Source organism: Micromonospora sp. NPDC049900 (assembly GCF_044461025.1).
In the GTDB taxonomy this organism is placed as follows: Bacteria; Actinomycetota; Actinomycetes; order Mycobacteriales; family Micromonosporaceae; genus Micromonospora.
The window spans coordinates 325,194-344,257 of the sequence record NZ_JBITKM010000002.1; the positions used below are offsets into that span (position 1 = coordinate 325,194).

Sequence of the window (19,064 nt, forward strand, 5' to 3'; positions counted from 1 at the left end):
CCGACCGGCGTCAGGCCGGTCGGCGCGGCCCGCCACCGAGCGCCCGCAGGGCGTTGAGGATCACCAGCACGTCGATGCCCTCCTGAAGGAACGCACCGGCCACCGGCGGCAGCTTCCCGGCCGCCGCGAACCCCATCGCGACGACCGCCAACCCCATCCCCACCGTGGCGCTCTGCACCGCGATCCGCCGGGCCCGGCGCGCCACCTCCACCGCGTCGGCGAGCGGGTCGAGCCGGTCGACGCTCAGTACGGCGTCGGCGACGTCGGCGGAGGCGGTCGCCCCGGTGGCACCCATCGCCACCCCGACGTGCGCCTCGGCCAGGGCGGGCGCGTCGTTGACGCCGTCGCCGACCATCACGGTGACCGCCCGCCCCGCCTCGGCGCGGACCCGGGCGGCCTTCTCCTGCGGGGTGCACCGGGCCAGCACGTCGTCCACGCCGACGGCGCGCGCCACCCGGCGCGCCGTCTCCGGCCGGTCTCCGGTGACCATCACGATCCGGGTCATCCCGGCCGTCCGCAGCCGGTCCACCACCTGGCGGGCGTCCGGGCGTACCGGGTCCTCCAGCACCACCGCGCCGAACGGCCCGGTCTCGTCGGACACCCACACCACGCTGTGTCCGGCCTGCTCGGCGCGGGTACGGACCGGCACCGCCCACGGCGGCGGGTCGGCATCGAGCTGACCGACGCGGATCCGACGTCCACCCACCCGCCCGCGCACTCCCCGGCCCGCCTCCTCGGTCACCTCCGTCGGCGCCACCAGACGCATCCCGCGCCCTCGGGCATCCCGGACCAGCGCCGCCGCCAACACGTGCGGGGAGAGTTGTTCCACCGAGGCGGCCGAGCGCAGCATCTCGTCGGCGTCGCCGCCGGGGGCCACCACCAGGTCGGCCACCCGTGGTCGGCCCAGGGTGAGCGTGCCGGTCTTGTCGACCAGCAGGGTGCGGGCGCGACCGAGCACCTCCAGCGACCCGCCGTCGCGGACCAGCATCCCCCGCCGGGCCACCCGGGACAGCCCGCTGACGATGGCGATCGGGGTGGCCAGCAGCAGCGGGCACGGGGTCGCCACCACCAGCACCGCCACCGCCCGCAGGAACTCCCCGGACAGCGTCCAGCCCAGACCGGCCAGCACGAGGGTGAACGGCACGAACGCGACGGCATAGCGGTCGGCCAGCCGCACGGTCGGGGCCTTGCGGGCGGTCGCCTCCTCGGCCAACCGGACGATCCCCGCGTACGTGCTGCGGGCGGCGCTCTCGGTGGCCCGCAGCCCGAAGCCCGCCCCGGCGTTGACCACGCCACTGGCCACCCGCTCCCCCGCCGCCCGCTCGACCAGCCGGGACTCCCCGGTCACCACCGACTCGTCGAGGGTCGCCGCAGACTCCACGACGCCGTCGACGGCGACCACGTCACCGGGGCCCACCAGCAGCCGATCCCCGACCGTCACCCGGTCCACCGGCACCACCTCGATGTCACCGTCGGCGGTACGCCGACGGGCGGTACGCGGGGCGCGGGCGAGCAGGGATCGCAGGTCACGGGTCGCCCGTCGGTGCGCGTACGCCTCCAGGGTCCGGCCGGTCGCCAACATCAGCGCGACCACGGCACCGGCCAGGTACTCGCCGACGACGAGCGCCCCGGCCAACGCAAGGACGGCGATCACGTCCACGCCGAAGCGTCGTCGCCACAGCTCACGCAGCATCGAGGCGGTCGCCGGCAGCAACGCGACGAGGGTCGCCGCCGCCCACACCACGTCGGCGATCCCGGCCCGTCCGGCCAGTCGTGCCGCCGCTCCGGCCAGGACCAGCGCGGTCAGTGCGGTCAGCGGCGCCCACAGCCACCACCAGCGTGGTCCACCCGACGGCGCGGGGCGCGGCGGCAGGCACTCGCGGGGACCGTGGTCCGGCGCGTCCGACGTCGGTTCCGCCATGCGCGGATCGTCGCAGGCACCGTGTCCCACCGTCGGGCACTCGGGCCAGATTCCGGGCCGAACTACCCGTCGACGCCGGGTCCCTGGGCCCCTGCGGGTCCCCCGGCGGATGCCGCAGGATGGACCAGACCCGGCCCACGGCCGTACCGAGGTGCGGCACGATGAGCAGAGACGAAAGGTCGTGACGATGAGCCACCAGACGCCGGCCACGCACCGCCCGCTGCCCACCGCGCTCGCGGAGGCCGCCACGATGGCCGGTCGGGCGCCCTCGGTGCACAACGCGCAGCCGTGGCGCTGGCGGGTCCTGCCCGACGCGCTGGAGCTGCGGATGGTGCACGACCCGCAGTTGGCGGCCACCGACCCGGAGGGCGAGCTGGCCCGGTTGAGCTGCGGCGCGGCGCTGCACCACGCCCGGCTGGCGTTGGCCGCCGAGGGCTGGACGGGGACCGTACGGCGGATGCCCGACCCGGCGGAGCCGGACCTGCTCGCCCGGCTGACCGAACTGCGGCCCGGCGGGGCCGACCCGGACGCCATGCGGACCGTCCAGTGCATGCAGGTCCGGCACACCGACCGTCGACCGGTCAGCGACGAGCCGGTCGGCGGCGAACGACTGGACGCGGTCGGCACGGCCGCCCGCCGGGAGGGCGCCCGGTTGGAGATCCTCGACCGCGACCAGGTGCTGGAGTTGGCCGCCGCCGCCTCGCACGCCGCCACCGTCGAGGCCGACGACTCCCGGCTGCGCGAGGAGTTGGCCTACTGGACCAGTCGGGCCGCCGGGACCGGGCTGACCGCCGAGGTGCTGCCCGAGCAGGCCCCGCAGACCACCGTGCCGGGCCGGGACTTCGGCCGCCCCGGGACGCTGCCGGTGGGGCCCGGGCACGACCGGGCCGCGTCGTACGCGGTGCTCTACGGCGACCAGGACGAGCCGGTGGACTGGCTGCGCGCCGGTGAGGCGCTCTCGGCCGCCTGGCTGACCGCCACCCGACTGGGTGTCTCGGTGGTGCCGCTGAGCGGGGTGGTGGAGGTGCCGGCGACCCGGCAGGTCCTGCGCGGGGTGCTGGCCGGGCTCGGCCACCCGTACCTCGTCCTGCGTCTCGGAGTCGCGGACCCGACGCACGCCGGCCCGCCGCACACGCCGCGACGGGACCGCGCCGAGGTGGTGGACACCTCCGCGGTGGACGGAACAGCGGGATGAGCCGGCGGCCGGCGGCCGGTTAGCATCGCCGGGTGACCGTCGGCGATCCCCACCCCCGGCACGGGCCACCGTCCCTCGGGCTCAGTCCGCTCTCCCGTGTCCACCTGGACGAGCTGCTCCAGGAGATGCTGGACCGCGTCGGGGAGGTGATGACCAGCCGGGAACGGCTCCGGGCCCTGCTCGACGCGGTGGTCGGCATCGGCACCGACCTGGACCTGCGCAGCACCCTGCAACGGATCGTGCAGTCCGCCTGCGACCTGGCCGGTGCCCGGTACGGCGCGCTCGGCGTGATCGGCACCGACCGGACGCTGCACGACTTCATCACCCACGGCATCTCCCCCGAGCTGCACGCCAGGATCGGTGACCTGCCGCACGGCCGGGGCGTGCTCGGTCTGCTGATCGACGAGCCGAAGCCGCTGCGGATGCCGGACATCACCCAGCATCCGCGCTCGTACGGGTTCCCGCCGAACCATCCGCCGATGCACACCTTCCTCGGCGTGCCGGTCCGCATCCGTGACCAGGTCTTCGGCAACCTCTATCTGGCCGAGAAGCAGGGCGGCACGCAGTTCACCGAGGACGACGAGGAGATCGTCGTCGCGCTCGCCGCGGCGGCCGGGGTGGCGATCGAGAACGCCCGGCTGTACGCGCTGGCGCACCGGCGGGAACGCTGGCTCGCGGCCACCGCCGAGATCACCTCGCTGCTGCTCGGCGAGGTACGCCGCACCGACGCGCTGACGCTGGTGGCACGGCGTGCCCGTGAGGTCGCCGAGGCCGAACTGGCCCTGGTGCTGCTCTACGACGACGAGGCCGACCACTTCACGGTCGAGGTCGTCGACGGTGCCGGCGCTCAGGCACGCGCGTTGGTCGGCACGGTGCTGCCGGCGGCGGACACCAGTTTCGCCGGGCCCGTCGCGCAGCGCCGGCACGACTCGGTGGACGACCTCGCCCACGCCGCGCCCTGGCCGGCGGTGCTGCACACCGGGCCGGCGGTGATCTCGCCGCTGGCCACCGCCGACACCCTGCACGGCGTCCTGGTGATCGCGCACGCCACGGAGCACGGTGGCGCCACCGACGAGGACGTGGCGCTGCTCGGCAGCTTCGCCGGGCAGGCCGCGCTGGCCATGGAACGCGCACGCGGCCAGGAGGAGCGCGAGCAGTTGGTGGTCCTGGAGGACCGCGAGCGGATCGCCCGGGACCTGCACGACGTGGTCATCCAGCGGCTGTTCGCCACCGGCCTGCACCTGCAGAGCGCGGTGCCGCTGGCCGCACGGCCCGAACTGACCAAACGGATCAACGCGGCCGTCGACGACCTCGACGCCACCATCTCCGACATCCGCCGCACCATCTTCGAGCTGCGCAGTCCGGTGAGCGCGGCGCTGCGCACCGAGATCCGCGAGGCGGTGGAGGTGGCCGCCGGGTCGTTGGGCTTCCGGCCCCGGCTGGAACTGACCGGTCCGGTCGACAGCGCCGTCCCGGACGCGGTCCGTCCCGATCTCACCGCCGTGCTCCGGGAGGCCCTGTCCAACGCGGTACGCCACGCCGAGGCGTCGGCGGTGACGGTGTCGGTGCGCGTCGACGGCGGTCGGGTGACCGTGCTGGTGACCGACGACGGGGTGGGCTGCGACCCGGCCGCCGCCCGGGGCGGGCTGGTGAACCTGCGCGAACGCGCGGAACGCCACGACGGCACCTTCGAGGTGCGCCCGGCCCGACCGCGCGGCACCGAGCTGTGCTGGTCGATCCCGCTACGGGACTGAGCGGCCGGGTGTCGGCGTACGGTCAGCGGGGCTTGCCGAGCAGCCGGGTGGCCAGCACGGCGGCCTGGGTACGCCGTTCCAGACCGAGCTTGGCGAGCACGCTGGAGACGTAGTTCTTGACCGTCTTCTCGGCCAGGAACATCTTGCCGGCGATCTCCCGGTTGGTCAGGCCCTCGGCGACGTACTCCAGGATCCGCCGCTCCTGCTCGGTGAGGGACTGCAACTCGCGCGGCTGCTCCACCCCGCTGCGGATGCGGTCCAGCACCCGGGTGGTGATCGCCGGGTCGAGCAGCGACTGCCCGGCCGCCACCCGACGTACCGCGTCGACCAGGTCGGTGCCGCGGATCTGCTTGAGCACGTATCCCGAGGCACCAGCCATGATCGCGGCGAACAACGCCTCGTCGTCCTCGTACGAGGTGAGGATGAGGCCCTTGATCGAGGAGTCCACGGCCCGCACGTCCCGGCACACGTCGATGCCGTTGCCGTCGGGCAGCCGAGCGTCGAGGATCGCCACGTCGGGGCGCAGGGCCGGGATCCGGCGGGCGGCCTCCGGCGCGGAGCCGGACTCGCCGACCACCTCTATGTCGCCGCTGGCCTGGAGCAGGTCGGCAAGGCCACGACGGACGACCTCGTGGTCGTCGAGCAGGAACACCCGGATCATCCCTCGTTTCTACCCGTTCTCCCCCGCCGCGTGCACGGGCCGAAGGTCCCGTCCCACCACCCGTCGCCCGATCGGACGCGCGGTCCGACGTCGGCGGGGCCCGGGCAGGGGCGGGGTGTCCCGGTGGTTCGGGACGTGTGGCCCTGCTCGACGGGGGTCCCCGAGGCGCACCGTGGGGAGGTACCGGCGAGCGTGAGGGGGCAGGACCATGGAGACCGGCTACACCGTCGAGCAGCTTCGGGTCGCCGCGGCCGACGCGATCCGCGCGCCGTCCCTGCACAACGTCCAGCCCTGGCGGTTCCGGCTGCGTGAGGGCGGGATCGAGGTGCTGCTCGACCCGCAGCGGCGGCTGCCCGCCACCGACCCGAGCGGTTGGGGCGCCCGGGTCGCCGGTGGCGCGGCGCTGTTCAACCTGCGGCTGGCGCTGGCGGTGGCGGGCGCCCCGGCCACCGTCCGGCTGCGGCCGTACCCGGCGGAACCGACCGTGCTGGCCCGGTTGGTGCCGGACCTGCCGCGCCGACCGACTCCGGCCGAGCAGAGCCTGCACGGGGCGATCCGCCGCCGGTTCAGCAACCGCGCACCGTTCTGGCCGGATCCGGTACCCGCCGACACCCGCTGGCGCCTCGGCGAGGCGGCGCGCGCCGAACACTGCTGGCTGGAACTGCTGATCGGGGTGAGTGCGGTCACCGCGTTCGCCGAGATCGCCCGCGGCGCGCACCGCGTCCTCGAACGCGACCCGGCCTACCGCGCCGAACGCCTCACCTGGGTACGCGCCGAGCCCGCGCCCGACGGGGTGCCGACCACGGCCGGTGGACCGCAGGCCGAACCGCAGGACCTGCTGCCGTCGCGCGGCTTCGGTGCCGCCCGACGCGCACCCGGCCGCGACTTCGAGCCGGAGCCGCTGGTGGCGGTGCTCGGTTCGGCCGGCAACACCGCCGTCGACCAGGTCGTCGCCGGTCAGGCGTTGCAGCGGGTACTGCTCACCGCCACCGACTCCGGGCTGTCGGTGTCGATGCTGTCCCAGCCGATCGAGGTGCCCTCGGCCCGGGATCAGCTCCGGATGTCGTTGGGCCGGTTCGGCACCCCGCAGATGGTGATGCGGATCGGTTTCGGCGGCCCCGGTCGGCCCACCCCGCGCCGCCCGGTCGAGGAGACGCTGGACCTGCCGGTGCGCCTCGGCTGACCGGCGAGGCCGGGTGGGCCGGGGTGGCGCTCAGCGGGCCGCCGGGACCGGGTCACCGGTGGCCAGCTCGGCGAGCAGGGCGGCCTCGCGGGCCGGGTCGAGACCCACCGGCTCCCGGGCCGGGCGGCCCGCCCGGCCCGGCACCGTGCCGACCCGGCGCAACCACTCCCAGGTGTCGGCGACGGTGTCGGCCACCGGTCGGCCGACCAGCCCGGCTGCGTGCGCCCGGGCGACGTCGACCTGCTGCATCCAGCGGTACTCGTGGCCGGGCGGCAGCCAGATCGGCACCTCGCTCCACGGGGCCACGCCCGCGTCGAGCAGCCGGTCCGGCGCGATCCAGCGCAACGAGGCGTCGGCGCCGGTCGCCGCGACCGCGGCGGCGAGCAGGTCACCCATGGTGGCGTGCCCGGGACGGCCGATCACGTTGACGGCGCCGCCGAGCCCGGAGACCCCGGCGTCGAGCAGGAAGACAGCCAGGTCGCGCACGTCGACGTACTGCAACGGAAGGTCGGCGGGGCCGGGTGCGAGCACGTCCCCACCCCGGGCGATGCGCGTCAGCCACCACGGCAGCCGGCCGATGTCCTCGCCTGGGCCGAGGATCAGCCCGGCCCGGGCCAGCAGCACCCGGTCGCCGAGGACCGCCTGCACCGCCCGTTCGCTACCGCGCTTGAGCGTCGGGTAGTCGCCGTCGGCGGCGGCCGGGTCGGCGTCGACCACGGCGCCGTCCTCGGTCACCCCGGCGGGCACCGGCGGCGCGTAGACCGAACCGGAGGAGACGTAGACGTAGTGCCCGACCCGCCCGGCGAGCATCCGCGCACCGGCCAGGGCGTCCCGGGGCGCGCCGTCCCAGGTGTCGACCACCACGTCCCACTCGCCGTCGGCCAGTGCGGCCAGCCCGTCCGAGGTGGTGCGGTCGCCGACCAACTGCCGTACGCCGTCCGGAGGAGCCCCGTGCCGCCCCCGGTTGAACACCGCCACCGTCCATCCACGACGGACGCCCTCGGCGACGGTCGCCCGGCCCACGAATCCGCTACCGCCCAGCATGAGCATTCTCATGCGGTCCACCCTGCCGCGTGTCGGGCTCGGCGAGGCACCTCGTTCACCGTCAGCGGATCTGCCCTCGGCAGAAGCGCTGAGTGCCGTGCCCGGCGGACGCCTCAGGCGTGCGCCGGGCACGGGCTTCGGCAGGGCGGTGCCGCGGGCACGGCGGGCACTCCTGGCCGGCTCCTTCATCGAAGGTTGGCACGCTAAATCGTCGTCTCGACCGAGACGGGCGTCAACAACTTCCGGAAATTATCGGTAGTTCAACCGGTGGTCGACCGGGCGGCGGCGCTGTCCCGGACCACCAGTTCGGTGGCCAACTCGATCCGGGGGCTCTCCACCTTCTCCCCCTTGGCCAGCCGCAGCACCGTCCGCGCCGCCAACATGCCCATCTCGGCCAACGGCTGACGCACCGTCGTCATCGGCGGCGAGGACCAGCGGACCTCCGGCAGGTCGTCGAAGCCCACCACGCTGACGTCGTCGGGCACCCGCAGACCCCGCTGCCGGACCGCCTCGTACACCCCCAACGCCATCTGGTCACTCGACGCGAAGATCGCCGTCGGCGGATCGGCCAACCCCAGCAGGCGGGTGCCGCCCACGAACCCGGACTCGTGATAGAAGTCGCCCGGGCAGACCAGCGAGTCGTCGAAGCCCAGCCCGGCGGCCTCCAGCGCGGCCCGGTAGCCGTCCATCCGGGCCCGGCTGCACATCAACTGCGGCGGACCGGCGATGAACCCGATCCGCCGGTGCCCCAGCCCGATCAGATACTCGGTGGCCCGCAGGCCCCCCGCCCAGTTGGTCGCGCCGACCGTCGGCGCGTCCTGCGGCGGCAGACCGTCGGCGTCCACGATCACCACCGGGACGTCCATCCGGCGCAACTCGGCCCGCATGGGCGCCTCGACCATGGACGTCACGAAGATGACGCCCTCGGTGCCCCGCCCGCGCAGGCCGGTCAACCACTGCTCGGCGGGGGCGGTCTGCCGGTGGATGGCGGAGACCACGGTGCCCACCCCGGCGGCGTGCGCCACGTCCTCCACACCCCGGATGATCTCCACCGCCCACGGGCTGTCCAGGTCGTTGAAGACCAGGTCCACCAACCCCGAACTCGCCCGCATACTCGGCGGACGGCGCTGGTACCCGTACCGGGTCAACAGCTCCTCCACCCGCTGACGCGTCTGGGGAGCCACGTCCGAACGCCCGTTGATCACCCGCGACACGGTCGGCACGGAAACGCCGGCCAGATCGGCGATCGCCGAAATCGTGACCCTGCGGGTCTCTCTGGCAACCACAGCTCCACCCACCCAACCCGGTACGGCGACCCACCCGGCGAGGCAGCCGACAACACCCACCCTAGTGCCGGAAATTTCACGCGCATACCGGGAGGTGGGGCAGATCCCTCGGCCCGTCGGGCGGTCAGCTCCTCGGCGCCGCCGCGCTGTCCCGGATGACCAATTCGGTGGCCAACTCGATCCGGGGGCTCTCCACCTTCTCCCCCTTGGCCAGCCGCAGCACCGTCCGCGCCGCCAACATGCCCATCTCGGCCAACGGCTGACGCACCGTCGTCAACGGGGGCGAGGACCAGCGGACCTCCGGCAGGTCGTCGAAGCCCACCACGCTGACGTCGTCGGGCACCCGCAGACCCCGCTGCCGGACCGCCTCGTACACCCCCAACGCCATCTGGTCACTCGACGCGAAGATCGCCGTCGGCGGATCGGCCAACCCGAGCAACCGCACACCGCCGGAGAAGCCGGCCTCGTGATAGAAGTTGCCGACCTGGATCAGCCGGTCGTCGATGGGGATGCCGGCCGTCTCCAGCGCCGCCCGGTAACCGTCCATCCGGGCCCGGCTGCACATCAACTGCGGTAGTCCGGCGATGAACCCGATCCGCCGGTGTCCCAGCCCGATCAGGTACTCGGTGGCCCGCAGGCTGCCGGCCCAGTTGGTGGCACCGATCGTCGGCGCGTCCTGGGCGGGTACGCCGGCCGGGTCGACGATCACCACCGGGATGTTGAGACGACGCAGCTCGGCCTGCTGCGGCCCCTCCAGCGTCGAGGTGACGAAGATGACGCCCTCGGTGGAGCGGGTGCGGATGTTGTCCAGCCACTGCTTGGCCGAGGAGGTGCGGCGGTGGATGGCGGAGACCACGGTGCCCACCCCGGCGGCGTGCGCCACGTCCTCCACACCCCGGATGATCTCCACCGCCCACGGGCTGTCCAGGTCGTTGAAGACCAGGTCCACCAACCCCGAACTCGCCCGCATACTCGGCGGACGCCGTCGATACCCGTGCCGGGTCAGTAACTCCTCCACCCGCTGACGCGTCTGGGGAGCCACGTCCGAACGCCCGTTGATCACCCGAGAGACCGTCGGCACGGACACGCCGGCCAGTCGGGCGATCGCCGCGATGGTCACTGTGCGGTTGTCGTTGGCAGCCACGCGGCGCCTCCATCTCCTCGCTCGAGGGACGCCGCCGACGGGGACGTCACTGCTGGCTCTTCGCCACCGCGGTGATGTCCTTGAGGATCTGATCCGGCCGCTTACGACCGATCATCAGCTCGGCGACGCTGTCGTTGACCTGCTGACCGACCGCCGGCGGGTACGCCTGGTCGAGGTAGAGCTGGAAACCGGTCGCGACAGCCAGGTGCGCCGCCACCACCTGGTTGTTCGGGTCCTTGATCCGCCCGACGGCGGCCAGGTTGGTGGGGAGCACGGCCCCGGTCTCGGCCGCCCGGCGCTGGTTCTCCGACCGCAGCAGCAGGCGCAGGAAGTCCACCGTCGCGGGCGGTGCGTCGCGGCCCACCGCGAAACCGTTGCCGCCGCCGAACGCGTCGGTGGCCGCGCCCTTGCCGCCCTCCACCGTCGGGAAGGTGAAGAACCCGAGCTGGTTGCCGATGCCGCGCTTGCTGTTCGACGACGACGCCTGGATCGAGGGCGCCCACTGGCCCATCAGCTCCATGGCGGCCTCACCGTTGCCCATCGTCGCGCCCTGGCCGTCCGCCGTGCCGTACTCGGCGGAGCGCCAGTTGCGCTGGAACGGCTTGAGATCGACCAGTTCCTTCAGGCGCTCACCGGCGGCCACGAACTCCGGGGTGTCGAAGTTCCCGGTCTCGCCCGCGCGGCGCAGGGCGTCCACACCACCGACGCGCATCGCCAGGTACGCCCAGTAGAAGTGCCCCGGCCACTTGTCCTTGCCGGCGAGGGCGATGGGGGTGATGCCGCGCGCCTTGAGCTTGCCGACCGCCTCCAGCAGCCCGGCCCAGGTGGTCGGCGGCGAGGTGATGCCGGCGTCGGAGAAGTGGTCGCGGTTGTACCAGAAGCCGGTCATGCCCACGTCGAACGGGATGCCGTAGATCCGTCCGTTGATCGTGTAGGGCTGCAACGCCGCCGGGAGCAACTGCCCGATCCACGGTTCCACCTCGGCGGTGATGTCCTTGACCAGGCCCGCTTCCACCTGCTGCTGCAACAGGCCGCCGCCCCACGACTGGAACAGGTCCGGTGGCGTGCCCTTCTTGGTGATCTCGGCCAGCTCGCCCTTGAAGATCTCGTTCTCCAGCGGCTCGATCTCGAACGTCACGTTCGGGTGCCGGCCCGAGTACACCCGCGCCAGGTCGGCCCAGACCGGAAGCATCGGCTCGGTGTTCTGGATGTGCCACCACTTGATCGTCTGCGGCGCGCCGGGGCTCTCGGACTCGCCCCCACCACATCCTCCGAGCAGGAAGGAACCGGCGCCGAGGCCGGCCAGGCCGAGCAGTGACCTGCGGGAGACGGGCGCTGTCATCTGTATCCCTTCGACAACCGGTGACGTACGCATAGGGCACCGCGATCGGCGACAGGCCGCGAATGGCAGTTCGAAAGTTTCAACCCGTTGCCGGCATTTTCGACGTGATGGCCGGCACGTTACGACGCGTCGACGTACCCGGTCAAGAGGCTGTCGCAAGCAGACACTACCCGCTACGGTGATCCGAATCTCGAGGGGTTCCCGCAGCCCACTTCCGGAAATCCACCGGGATCGAAGCCTGAAGGAGCAGCGCATGTCGGCCGAGACCGCGGACGTGGACACCACCCGGTCGATCCGGAACCCGGTCCTCGCCGGCTTCCACCCCGATCCGTCCATCCTGCGTGTCGGCGACGACTACTACCTGGCCACCTCGACCTTCGAGTGGTATCCGGGCGTGCGCGTGCACCATTCCACGGACCTGGTGCACTGGCGTGACCTGGGCGGGATCGTCACCGACCGCCGCCTGCTCGACCTGCGTGGCTGCGACGACGCCGCCGGGATCTGGGCGCCCGACCTGACCTACCACGATGGACTGTTCCACCTGGTCTACAGCGACGTGGCCAGCTTCACCGGCGGCTACTGGGACGTGCAGAACTTCCTCACCACCGCGCCGAGCATCACCGGCCCGTGGTCGGCACCGGTCCGGCTGCACGCGCACGGCTTCGACGCCGCCCTGTTCCACGACGACGACGGCACCACCTGGGTGCTCGCGCTCAGCGCCGAGTGGCGGCCGGGCCGCGACCGCTTCGGCGGCATCGAGATCCAGCAGTACGACCCGGTCGCTGAGCGCATGGTCGGCGAGCCGCGGATCATCTTCACCGGCACCGAGGTCGGCCTGACCGAGGGACCGCACCTGTACCGCCGCGACGGCTGGTACTGGCTGGTCACCGCCGAGGGCGGCACGAGCTGGGAGCACCAGGTCACGGTGGCCCGTTCGCGCGAGCTGTTCGGGCCGTACGAGGTCGACCCGGCCGGACCGCTGCTCACCTCCGTCGGCCGCCCCGACCTCACGTTGCAGAAGGCCGGACACGGCAGCCTGGTCCAGACCCCGGGCGGCGACTGGTACCTGGCGCACCTCGTCGGACGCCCGTACACCCCGCTCGGCAGGTGCGTGCTGGGACGGGAAACCGCCATCCAGAAGGTGGACTGGCCGTCCGGCGGGTGGCCCCGCGTCGACGGCGGCATCCCGGCCGACGAGATCCCGGCACCCGACCTGCCGGCCCAGCCCTGGCCGACGGCACCGGCCCTCGACCACTTCGACGCGCCCGAACTGGCGGTGTGCTGGTCCACGCTGCGCCGACCGGCCGACGACGACTGGATCGACCTGCGCTCGCGGCCGGGACACCTGCGGGTGCGTGGTGGGCAGTCGCCGACCGGCAGGCAGACCCCGAGCCTGGTCGCCCGCCGGGTCGGTACGCCGCACTGCTCACTGGAGACGGTCGTCGAGTTCGACCCGCGCGACCACCGGCACCTGGCCGGCGTGACCGGGTACTACAACACCCGCAACTGGCACCACCTCTATCTGACCCGGGCCGACGACGGGCGCGTCGTGCTGGAGGTGTTGAGCTGCGACCGGGGACGGCGCACCGCGTACCCGCAGCTCACCGTCGACACCGGCGGCGCCCGCCAGGTCGGCCTACGGGTGACCTTCGACGGCCCGGTGTTGCGCTTCGCCTACGACCTGGGTGACGGCTGGCAGCAGATGCCGGTCGAGTTGGACGCCACCATCCTCTCCGACGAGCACGCCACCGAGATGGTCGACGGCGAGTTCACCGCCTGGGGCTTCACCGGATCGCTGCTCGGGCTCTGGGTGCAGGACATCGGCGGCGACGGCCGGTACGCGGACTTCGACCACGCCACCTACCTCGAACACTGACCGGCGCCGCGTCCGGAACGTTCTCGATATCGCTTTACAGCGCTATGAACAGGCAATATGCCGAGAGCATGAGGTATCGACGGTTGACGCCTCGGCATCGATGGCCGTAACGTTTCGACCAAGTTACCGGACGCTCCCGGAACGACCGCATCGCCACCGCAGCATCGTCGCCGTGCCGGGTGGGGCGGGTCCGCGCCCCACGCGACCCACTCGCCGCACCACCTTGTCGGAAGGCCACCGGTGATGCCACCGTCCACCCCGCCACGTCACGCCCCCTACCCCGCCGTCACGTTCCGCACCGGCATCGGGCTCCCACCGGCACGCCCGGTCGAGGTGATCGACACCGGGCGGGTCCTCTGCCTCACCTTCGACGACGGACCGCATCCGGTGCACACCCCGCGCCTGCTCGACGTGCTGGCCGGGCACGACGTCCGGGCGGTCTTCTTCCTCCGGGGCGACCAGGTCGTCCGGTACCCCGAGGTGGTCCGTCGGATCACCGCCGAGGGGCACGTGCTCGGCAACCACGGGATGCGGCACGACGACATGAGCGGCTGGGCCGCCGGTCGCATCGCCTCGGACCTGCTGGAGACCAACGCGGTGATCCGGCAGGCCGTGCCGTACACCCGGGTCGGCTACTTCCGCGCCCCGTACGGCGCCTGGGGTCAGACCCCCACCGTCGCCGCCGCTCTCGGCATGCGGCCGATGGGTTGGCGGCTCGCCGTCACCGACTGGGAGCCGCCCGGCACCGAGGAACTGCTGCGGCGACTCACCGACGGCGCCGCACCCGGCGCGGTGGTGCTGCTGCACGACGGCGGCGGAGACCGGAGCCAGACCGTCGACGCGGTCGACCGCTTCGTACCATCGGCCCGGACCGCAGGGTGGACCTTCGCGCTGCCCGACGGCGGCGGACGTCGCTGACTTCAGCAGTACCGTGCGGCAGCCCACGACCTGTGCGGTCTAGGCGGCGGAGTTCGGAGCAGCCGCACGGCGAAGGACCTCCTCCGTCGTCAGCGGGCTGGGCGGATGGTGGCTCAGGCACATCGGCGCCTGCATCTTGACGAACCGAGCCCCTTCGACGGCGGCATAGAACTGCCCCGTGCGCATCTTGCCCACGTCCGGCACATCGGTGCCCTTCGCCCTGGCCACGTCCCGCGCCGCCTCGATCTGGACCGGCGCGGTCAACAGCCCGAAGAACTGGGTGGCCGCGTTACCCGGGATCTGGTTGTGCAACGCCTTCGGCGACTGCGTGGCGAACACCAGGCCCAACCCGTACTTACGCGCCTGCGAGGTCAACGCCAGGGTGCTGTGGGTGCAGGCGGTGACGGCACCGGACGGGGCCAGCGTCTGGGCCTCGTCCATCACCAGGAGCCCGCCCAGGGGGCGGTCACCGGCCGGATGGCGCTTGATCCAGGTGAAGAGTGCCAGCTGAAGCTGGTTGACGAAACTCTGCCGCTGCTGGTCGTCGGGAAGCCCGACGAAGCTGATCACCGAGATCCGGGCCCGTCGGCCCGGCGGTGGCGTGAGCAGGTCGCCGGGGTCGACAGGGGTGCCGGCCCCACCGAACAACGGGTCGTTGATCAGCGCCGCCTTGAGCAGTTGCGCCATGCTCGCCGCCAGCTTGGGCGCGCTGTCGAGTTGACTGACCCCGTCAGGTAGCTCGTTGAGCACCTCGGTGAACGCGTGCAGGTCGTTGGCACCGGTGTGGGCATAGCTGATCAGCGCCTCACGGAGCACCGCACGTCCGAGTCGCGCCTTGTCCGTACCGCCGTCCACCCGAGCGTGCGGGGCCAACGTGGCGACGGCGGCGTTCACCGCCGCCGTGAAACCGTCCGGATCGTCGAGCACATCGGCGAACCGGGGCAACGGATGGAACGCCAGCGGACGACCCGCCTGCCGGCCCGGCGTCCAGATCGTCACGTCGGTCCCGGATCGGTAGGCCGCCGCCAGGTCCGCGTCGCCCGGCGCCCACCCGTTCGGGGGCACCGGCCATGCATCGCCGAGTCTGGCGAGGTCGTTGTTCGGATCCAGGACGATGGCGGAGACACCGCGCAGGGCGCACTCCTCGACGAGCCGGCGGATCAGCACGGTCTTTCCCGAGCCGGATCCGGCGAAGACGACGGTGTGCCGGCGCAGCGACTCCAGACCGATCCGCACCGGGTCGGGCCGTCCGGGGACGACACCGAGCACCAAATGGTGCGGGTCGACTCCGGCGACGGGTGCGAGACCGGTGTCAGGGGGGTACGACGTCACTGCGGTCACCGGTACGTCCGTGGGCGGTGTCGCGGGGACAGGCGCCCGCCCGACGACCCGATCGGTCGGCGGCGCCTCCGGATGTGGTGCCGTTCCCGCCGACACCTCGACGGTGGGCAGGACGCCGGAGGGCGGAGCGGGAACCGGCGCGTCGCCGTCGTGCGCACCGCCCGGCCCGGCTCCGAGCGCCTCGCGCAGGCAGCCGATGTCCGCCACGGGTCGACGGTCGGCGAACCACGGCCGCAACGTCTCCAGGCCGTACGTCTGGATGAGCTGTTCCAGGGCGGCCAGCCGGCGGATGTCCGCAGCCGGGAAGGTGAGCGTCCGCCCGCCCGCCCGCTCGAACGCCTCCAGCACCTCCCGGGTGCGGGCCCCCGTCGACCACGCCGCGCTGCGCAGCAGGAAGAGCCGACGCTTGGCGACGCCCTCGGTGAGACCTGCGGTGGTCACGGCATTGCGTATCCGGTTGAGTGCCGCGATGTGGTGTGATGCGCAGATCGCCCGGAAAGACCAGTGCTCCTCGTCCTCGCTCTCCTCGTCGAGGCTGTGTCGGAGCCGAGCGTGCAGGGCCGGCTTCCCGCCGGCCGGGATCGGATCGAGGCTGAACGCCTCCACCGCCGGGCCCTGCCCGGCGATCCACGCGGTCAGCCCGGCCTTGAGCAGTTCCGGGACCCGGGCGTCCTCGGAGTCCTGGCGGACGGCGGGCTCGGGGTCCGCCCCGGCGACGAGTTCCGCGTACCTGACGTCGATCTTCCCGAACTCGTCCGCGTGGCCCGCCGCGCCGGGTGCCCGGTCCGACGGGGATCCGGTCGTCACGACGGGTCGGTCCGGTGTCGGGTGCAGCAGATGCCGGAGTTCCCGCACCTCGCCGGCGGACAGACAGGCCCGTACGTGCGCGTCGATGCGACGCAGCAACTCGCGCGGGGTGAAGCCCTCCACCTCGTCGAACGCGGACGGATGGATGGGCCAGGACGGGTACGGCGGCGTGAAGCCGAGTTCGTCGAACAGCATCGCGAAACGCTTCTCGACGAGTTCCCGGCCGACCTCGGCGGCGGGGATCTCCTTGAGCGGGGCGGCCTCCCGGAACCGGTCCTGCACCGTGTCGGTGGCCTGCTCCTTGACGTTCTGCCAGGTCTGCGGGAGACAGGAGACCACGGACAGCGAGCGGCGGGTGGTCTCCCGCAGGGCCATCAGCCCGCTCGCCACCTGCTCCAGCAACAGCGAGGTCTGCCAGTCGGTCTCGCCCCGGACGTCGTGGTTGGTCGCTTTCACCGACTGCGCGACCATCAGGTCGATCTGGTCGACCGCGATCACCGTCGGACCGACCATGGCCAGCAGGCGGGAGGTGTCCTGGACCACCTCCTGGGGCGCCCGCCGGGTGCGTCGCAGACCCCAGCCGGCGCGGAGACCCGGTTCCTCCTCGTCGCTGGAGCAGAGGAAGTCGAAGCCGATGTCCTGGAGGGCCGACTGCTCGGCGGCATAGAGGACCAATGCTCGGGCGGTGTCCTGGCACTCGGTCCCGATCTGGCGGCTGCTCTTGCGGATCAGGTCGACGAAGGCGTCGAGCGCCGGTCGACTGAGCTCGGTCTCACCGGTGACCGCCCGGCGCACCGTTCGCGGTGCGTCGACACGGTCCGCCAGCCGACGCAGGAACGTCCGCAGTTGGGACGTCCCGTCCGGCATCGCCCTGGCGAAGCCGGTCAACATCGACATCGCGGTGCTGTGCCAGAACGCCCGGGCCTCCAGCAGCTCCACCAGGAAGAAGAACCCGCCGCGTTGCTGCACCTCCTGACGCACCGTGCCGAGCAGATGGGTCTTGCCGGTGCCGCGTTGGCCGAGGATGGCGACACCCACCGGGCTGGAATCGGCGCTCTGCTCCGCCTCGGCGAAGCTGTCCAGCACCGTCTGCACCACGTCGTGGTGCAGTCCCTCCACATGGAACGGGGTCGGCTTCCAGACGTCGTCCGGTGTCGGCGCCCAGTTGAACCTCAACGCAGCCAGGGCCCGCCGCTGCTCGGCGGCCATCATGACGAGATGGCGATGAGGTGCTTGTCCTGGTTGCCGATACTCACCGCGGCGGCGCGCTCCTCGGACCGGAGCACCTTCTGGTTGGACTCCGGCACCAGGTGGACGTTGCGGTCCCGGTTGAGGTGCACCAGCGCGGCGTCGACCTCCGGACGGGGCAGGTCCGCGACCGCGGCGCGCAGGTCGGACAGCATGACGTAGTCGCCGGGACGCGCCGCCAACCCGTGGTATGCCTGTCGGATCAGTGCGACCGCATCGACCGGAGAGCCGGCCCGTGCCGCGTCCACGGGCGGCACGGCCACGGCCGAGACGACATCGTCCTCTTTGATCTGCAACCGGAAGAGGTCGTCGGCCCGGCTACCCGAGTGGTCGATCAGCCGCCGCAGGAAGTCCAGCGCGACATAGAGCGCGCCGCCCGCCGTCCCGGCGCCCTTGGGCGCCTCGGCCCCCAACTCCTCGGCGGCCCGGCTCCATCCCTTGTCGGTCAGGGACAGGGTGATCGGCTTCTCGGAAACCTCGATCAGATCGAGCGAGAGAAGTCGACGCCGGTGATCCGCTTTCAGGCCGATCCCGGCGACATTGGTGAAGTAGGTCTGCGGCAGCGGCGTCGCCTTGATCATAAGCGTGACGAGAATGCACCGGTCAACGAGGGTCAGTTCCTTTTCCGGCATGCGGATGCTCCTCTGTGGCACGAGCTTTCACCACGTTGACGGTGATGATCGAAGACTCGGAAGGGGTGGCCGTGGTTCAGGTTCCGCAACGGGTTGGCCCCGCGCACGGGCCGATTCTGCCGACGGCGACCGACGAGCGCAAGGTCACCAATCCTGCTGCCAATAACCGACAACACCGTTGAGTGGATCTTCAGTCGGGCAGCGTGGACGGTGTGACTGGAACACCCGTTCGGAGCCGCCAGTGGTGATCGACTAAACGACCGTTGCCAAATGTCCAGCACAACAGGCAGCATGGCGGTTCGGCGAGAGGCCCGCCGGCAATTGGGTGGCGCCGCGACCTCTCCTGCCGTTCCGGGGAGAGGGCAACGGAGGTGACCTGTGCAGTCTGAAGTGGTCCGCTACCAGGTCGATGACCAGACCATCGCACTGATCGAGGTCGAACCGCTCGCCGGTTTCCAGCCCGCCGGGATCGGCGATGTCGCCGGTCGGGTAAGGGAATCCGCCGCACCTGCGGTCGCCGCCGCGAAGGAACTGCTGGAACAGGTGAAGTCCGTCGCTCCCGACTCGGTCGAGGTCCGGTTCGGGATCAAGGCGACCGGCACGGCGAACTGGGTGGTGGCGAAGGCGACCGGAGAGGCGAACTTCGAGGTCACCCTCGCCTGGCACGCGGACGACGCCCCGGATCGCGGCACCGGTCTCCGGCCCTGACGAA

Annotated in this window: 15 protein-coding genes; 7 read left to right on the forward strand and 8 right to left on the reverse strand. The window is 72.3% G+C overall.

Translation table 11 applies throughout. From position 1 onward, the window contains the following. Nucleotides 1-10 precede the first annotated feature (10 nt). Nucleotides 11-1,921 carry a heavy metal translocating P-type ATPase gene (locus ACIBMZ_RS05975; protein ID WP_396691467.1) on the reverse strand — a complete coding sequence of 637 codons (1,911 nt, stop codon included), beginning with the start codon at nt 1,919-1,921 and terminating at the stop codon, nt 11-13. A 187-nt stretch (nt 1,922-2,108) separates the two neighbouring features. On the opposite strand from ACIBMZ_RS05975, the gene ACIBMZ_RS05980 reads away from it, so the two are divergent. Next, a complete protein-coding gene (locus tag ACIBMZ_RS05980; RefSeq protein WP_396691468.1) occupies nt 2,109-3,116 on the forward strand; it encodes an Acg family FMN-binding oxidoreductase in 1,008 nt (335 codons plus the stop codon). Nucleotides 3,117-3,241: 125 nt separating this feature from the next. Beyond that, the gene (locus tag ACIBMZ_RS05985; protein ID WP_396691885.1) at nt 3,242-4,870 is read left to right on the forward strand and encodes a GAF domain-containing protein; all 1,629 of its coding nucleotides are present in this window, start codon (nt 3,242-3,244) and stop codon (nt 4,868-4,870) included. A gap of 22 nt (nt 4,871-4,892) precedes the next feature. Here the strand turns inward: ACIBMZ_RS05985 and ACIBMZ_RS05990 are convergent, their stop codons facing one another. Continuing rightward, nucleotides 4,893-5,531: a response regulator transcription factor gene (locus ACIBMZ_RS05990; protein WP_117226524.1), complete on the reverse strand. Its 639-nt coding sequence runs from the start codon at nt 5,529-5,531 to the stop codon at nt 4,893-4,895. Between the two features lie 208 nt (nt 5,532-5,739). Here ACIBMZ_RS05990 and ACIBMZ_RS05995 point away from each other — a divergent pair, with 208 nt between their 5' ends. Then, complete coding sequence (locus tag ACIBMZ_RS05995) at nt 5,740-6,714, forward strand: Acg family FMN-binding oxidoreductase (RefSeq protein ID WP_396691469.1); 975 nt, start codon at nt 5,740-5,742, stop codon at nt 6,712-6,714. Between the two features lie 30 nt (nt 6,715-6,744). Here ACIBMZ_RS05995 and ACIBMZ_RS06000 read toward each other — a convergent pair whose 3' ends face one another. The 4 genes from ACIBMZ_RS06000 to ACIBMZ_RS06015 form a co-directional block, all read right to left on the reverse strand. After that, a complete protein-coding gene (locus tag ACIBMZ_RS06000) occupies nt 6,745-7,770 on the reverse strand; it encodes an NAD-dependent epimerase/dehydratase family protein (protein WP_396691470.1) in 1,026 nt (341 codons plus the stop codon). Between the two features lie 248 nt (nt 7,771-8,018). Then, nucleotides 8,019-9,044 carry a LacI family DNA-binding transcriptional regulator gene (locus ACIBMZ_RS06005; protein ID WP_396691471.1) on the reverse strand — a complete coding sequence of 342 codons (1,026 nt, stop codon included), beginning with the start codon at nt 9,042-9,044 and terminating at the stop codon, nt 8,019-8,021. 124 nt (nt 9,045-9,168) lie between these two features. Next, nucleotides 9,169-10,188 (reverse strand): LacI family DNA-binding transcriptional regulator, encoded by a 1,020-nt coding sequence (locus ACIBMZ_RS06010; protein ID WP_396691472.1) that lies wholly within the window; start codon nt 10,186-10,188, stop codon nt 9,169-9,171. Between the two features lie 46 nt (nt 10,189-10,234). Next, complete coding sequence (locus ACIBMZ_RS06015; RefSeq protein WP_396691473.1) at nt 10,235-11,530, reverse strand: extracellular solute-binding protein; 1,296 nt, start codon at nt 11,528-11,530, stop codon at nt 10,235-10,237. A 253-nt stretch (nt 11,531-11,783) separates the two neighbouring features. Here ACIBMZ_RS06015 and ACIBMZ_RS06020 point away from each other — a divergent pair, with 253 nt between their 5' ends. Beyond that, entirely contained in the window at nt 11,784-13,406 is a 1,623-nt protein-coding gene (locus ACIBMZ_RS06020) for a glycoside hydrolase family 43 protein (protein WP_396691474.1), read from the forward strand. A 243-nt stretch (nt 13,407-13,649) separates the two neighbouring features. Then, a complete protein-coding gene (locus ACIBMZ_RS06025) occupies nt 13,650-14,324 on the forward strand; it encodes a polysaccharide deacetylase family protein (RefSeq protein ID WP_396691475.1) in 675 nt (224 codons plus the stop codon). Between the two features lie 39 nt (nt 14,325-14,363). On the opposite strand, the gene ACIBMZ_RS06030 is transcribed toward ACIBMZ_RS06025, so the two are convergent. Continuing rightward, complete coding sequence (locus ACIBMZ_RS06030) at nt 14,364-17,684, reverse strand: helicase HerA domain-containing protein (protein WP_396691476.1); 3,321 nt, start codon at nt 17,682-17,684, stop codon at nt 14,364-14,366. Then, the gene (locus ACIBMZ_RS06035; RefSeq protein ID WP_396691477.1) at nt 17,681-18,352 is read right to left on the reverse strand and encodes a hypothetical protein; all 672 of its coding nucleotides are present in this window, start codon (nt 18,350-18,352) and stop codon (nt 17,681-17,683) included. Before ACIBMZ_RS06035 ends, ACIBMZ_RS06030 begins: the two co-directional genes overlap by 4 nt. 44 nt (nt 18,353-18,396) lie before the next feature. Between ACIBMZ_RS06035 and ACIBMZ_RS06040 the strand changes: the two genes are divergently transcribed. Together ACIBMZ_RS06040 and ACIBMZ_RS06045 are read left to right on the forward strand one after the other, a co-directional pair. After that, a complete protein-coding gene (locus ACIBMZ_RS06040; RefSeq protein WP_396691478.1) occupies nt 18,397-18,534 on the forward strand; it encodes a hypothetical protein in 138 nt (45 codons plus the stop codon). 196 nt (nt 18,535-18,730) lie between these two features. Then, the gene (locus ACIBMZ_RS06045) at nt 18,731-19,060 is read left to right on the forward strand and encodes a CU044_2847 family protein (RefSeq protein ID WP_396691479.1); all 330 of its coding nucleotides are present in this window, start codon (nt 18,731-18,733) and stop codon (nt 19,058-19,060) included. Nucleotides 19,061-19,064: the final 4 nt, after the last annotated feature.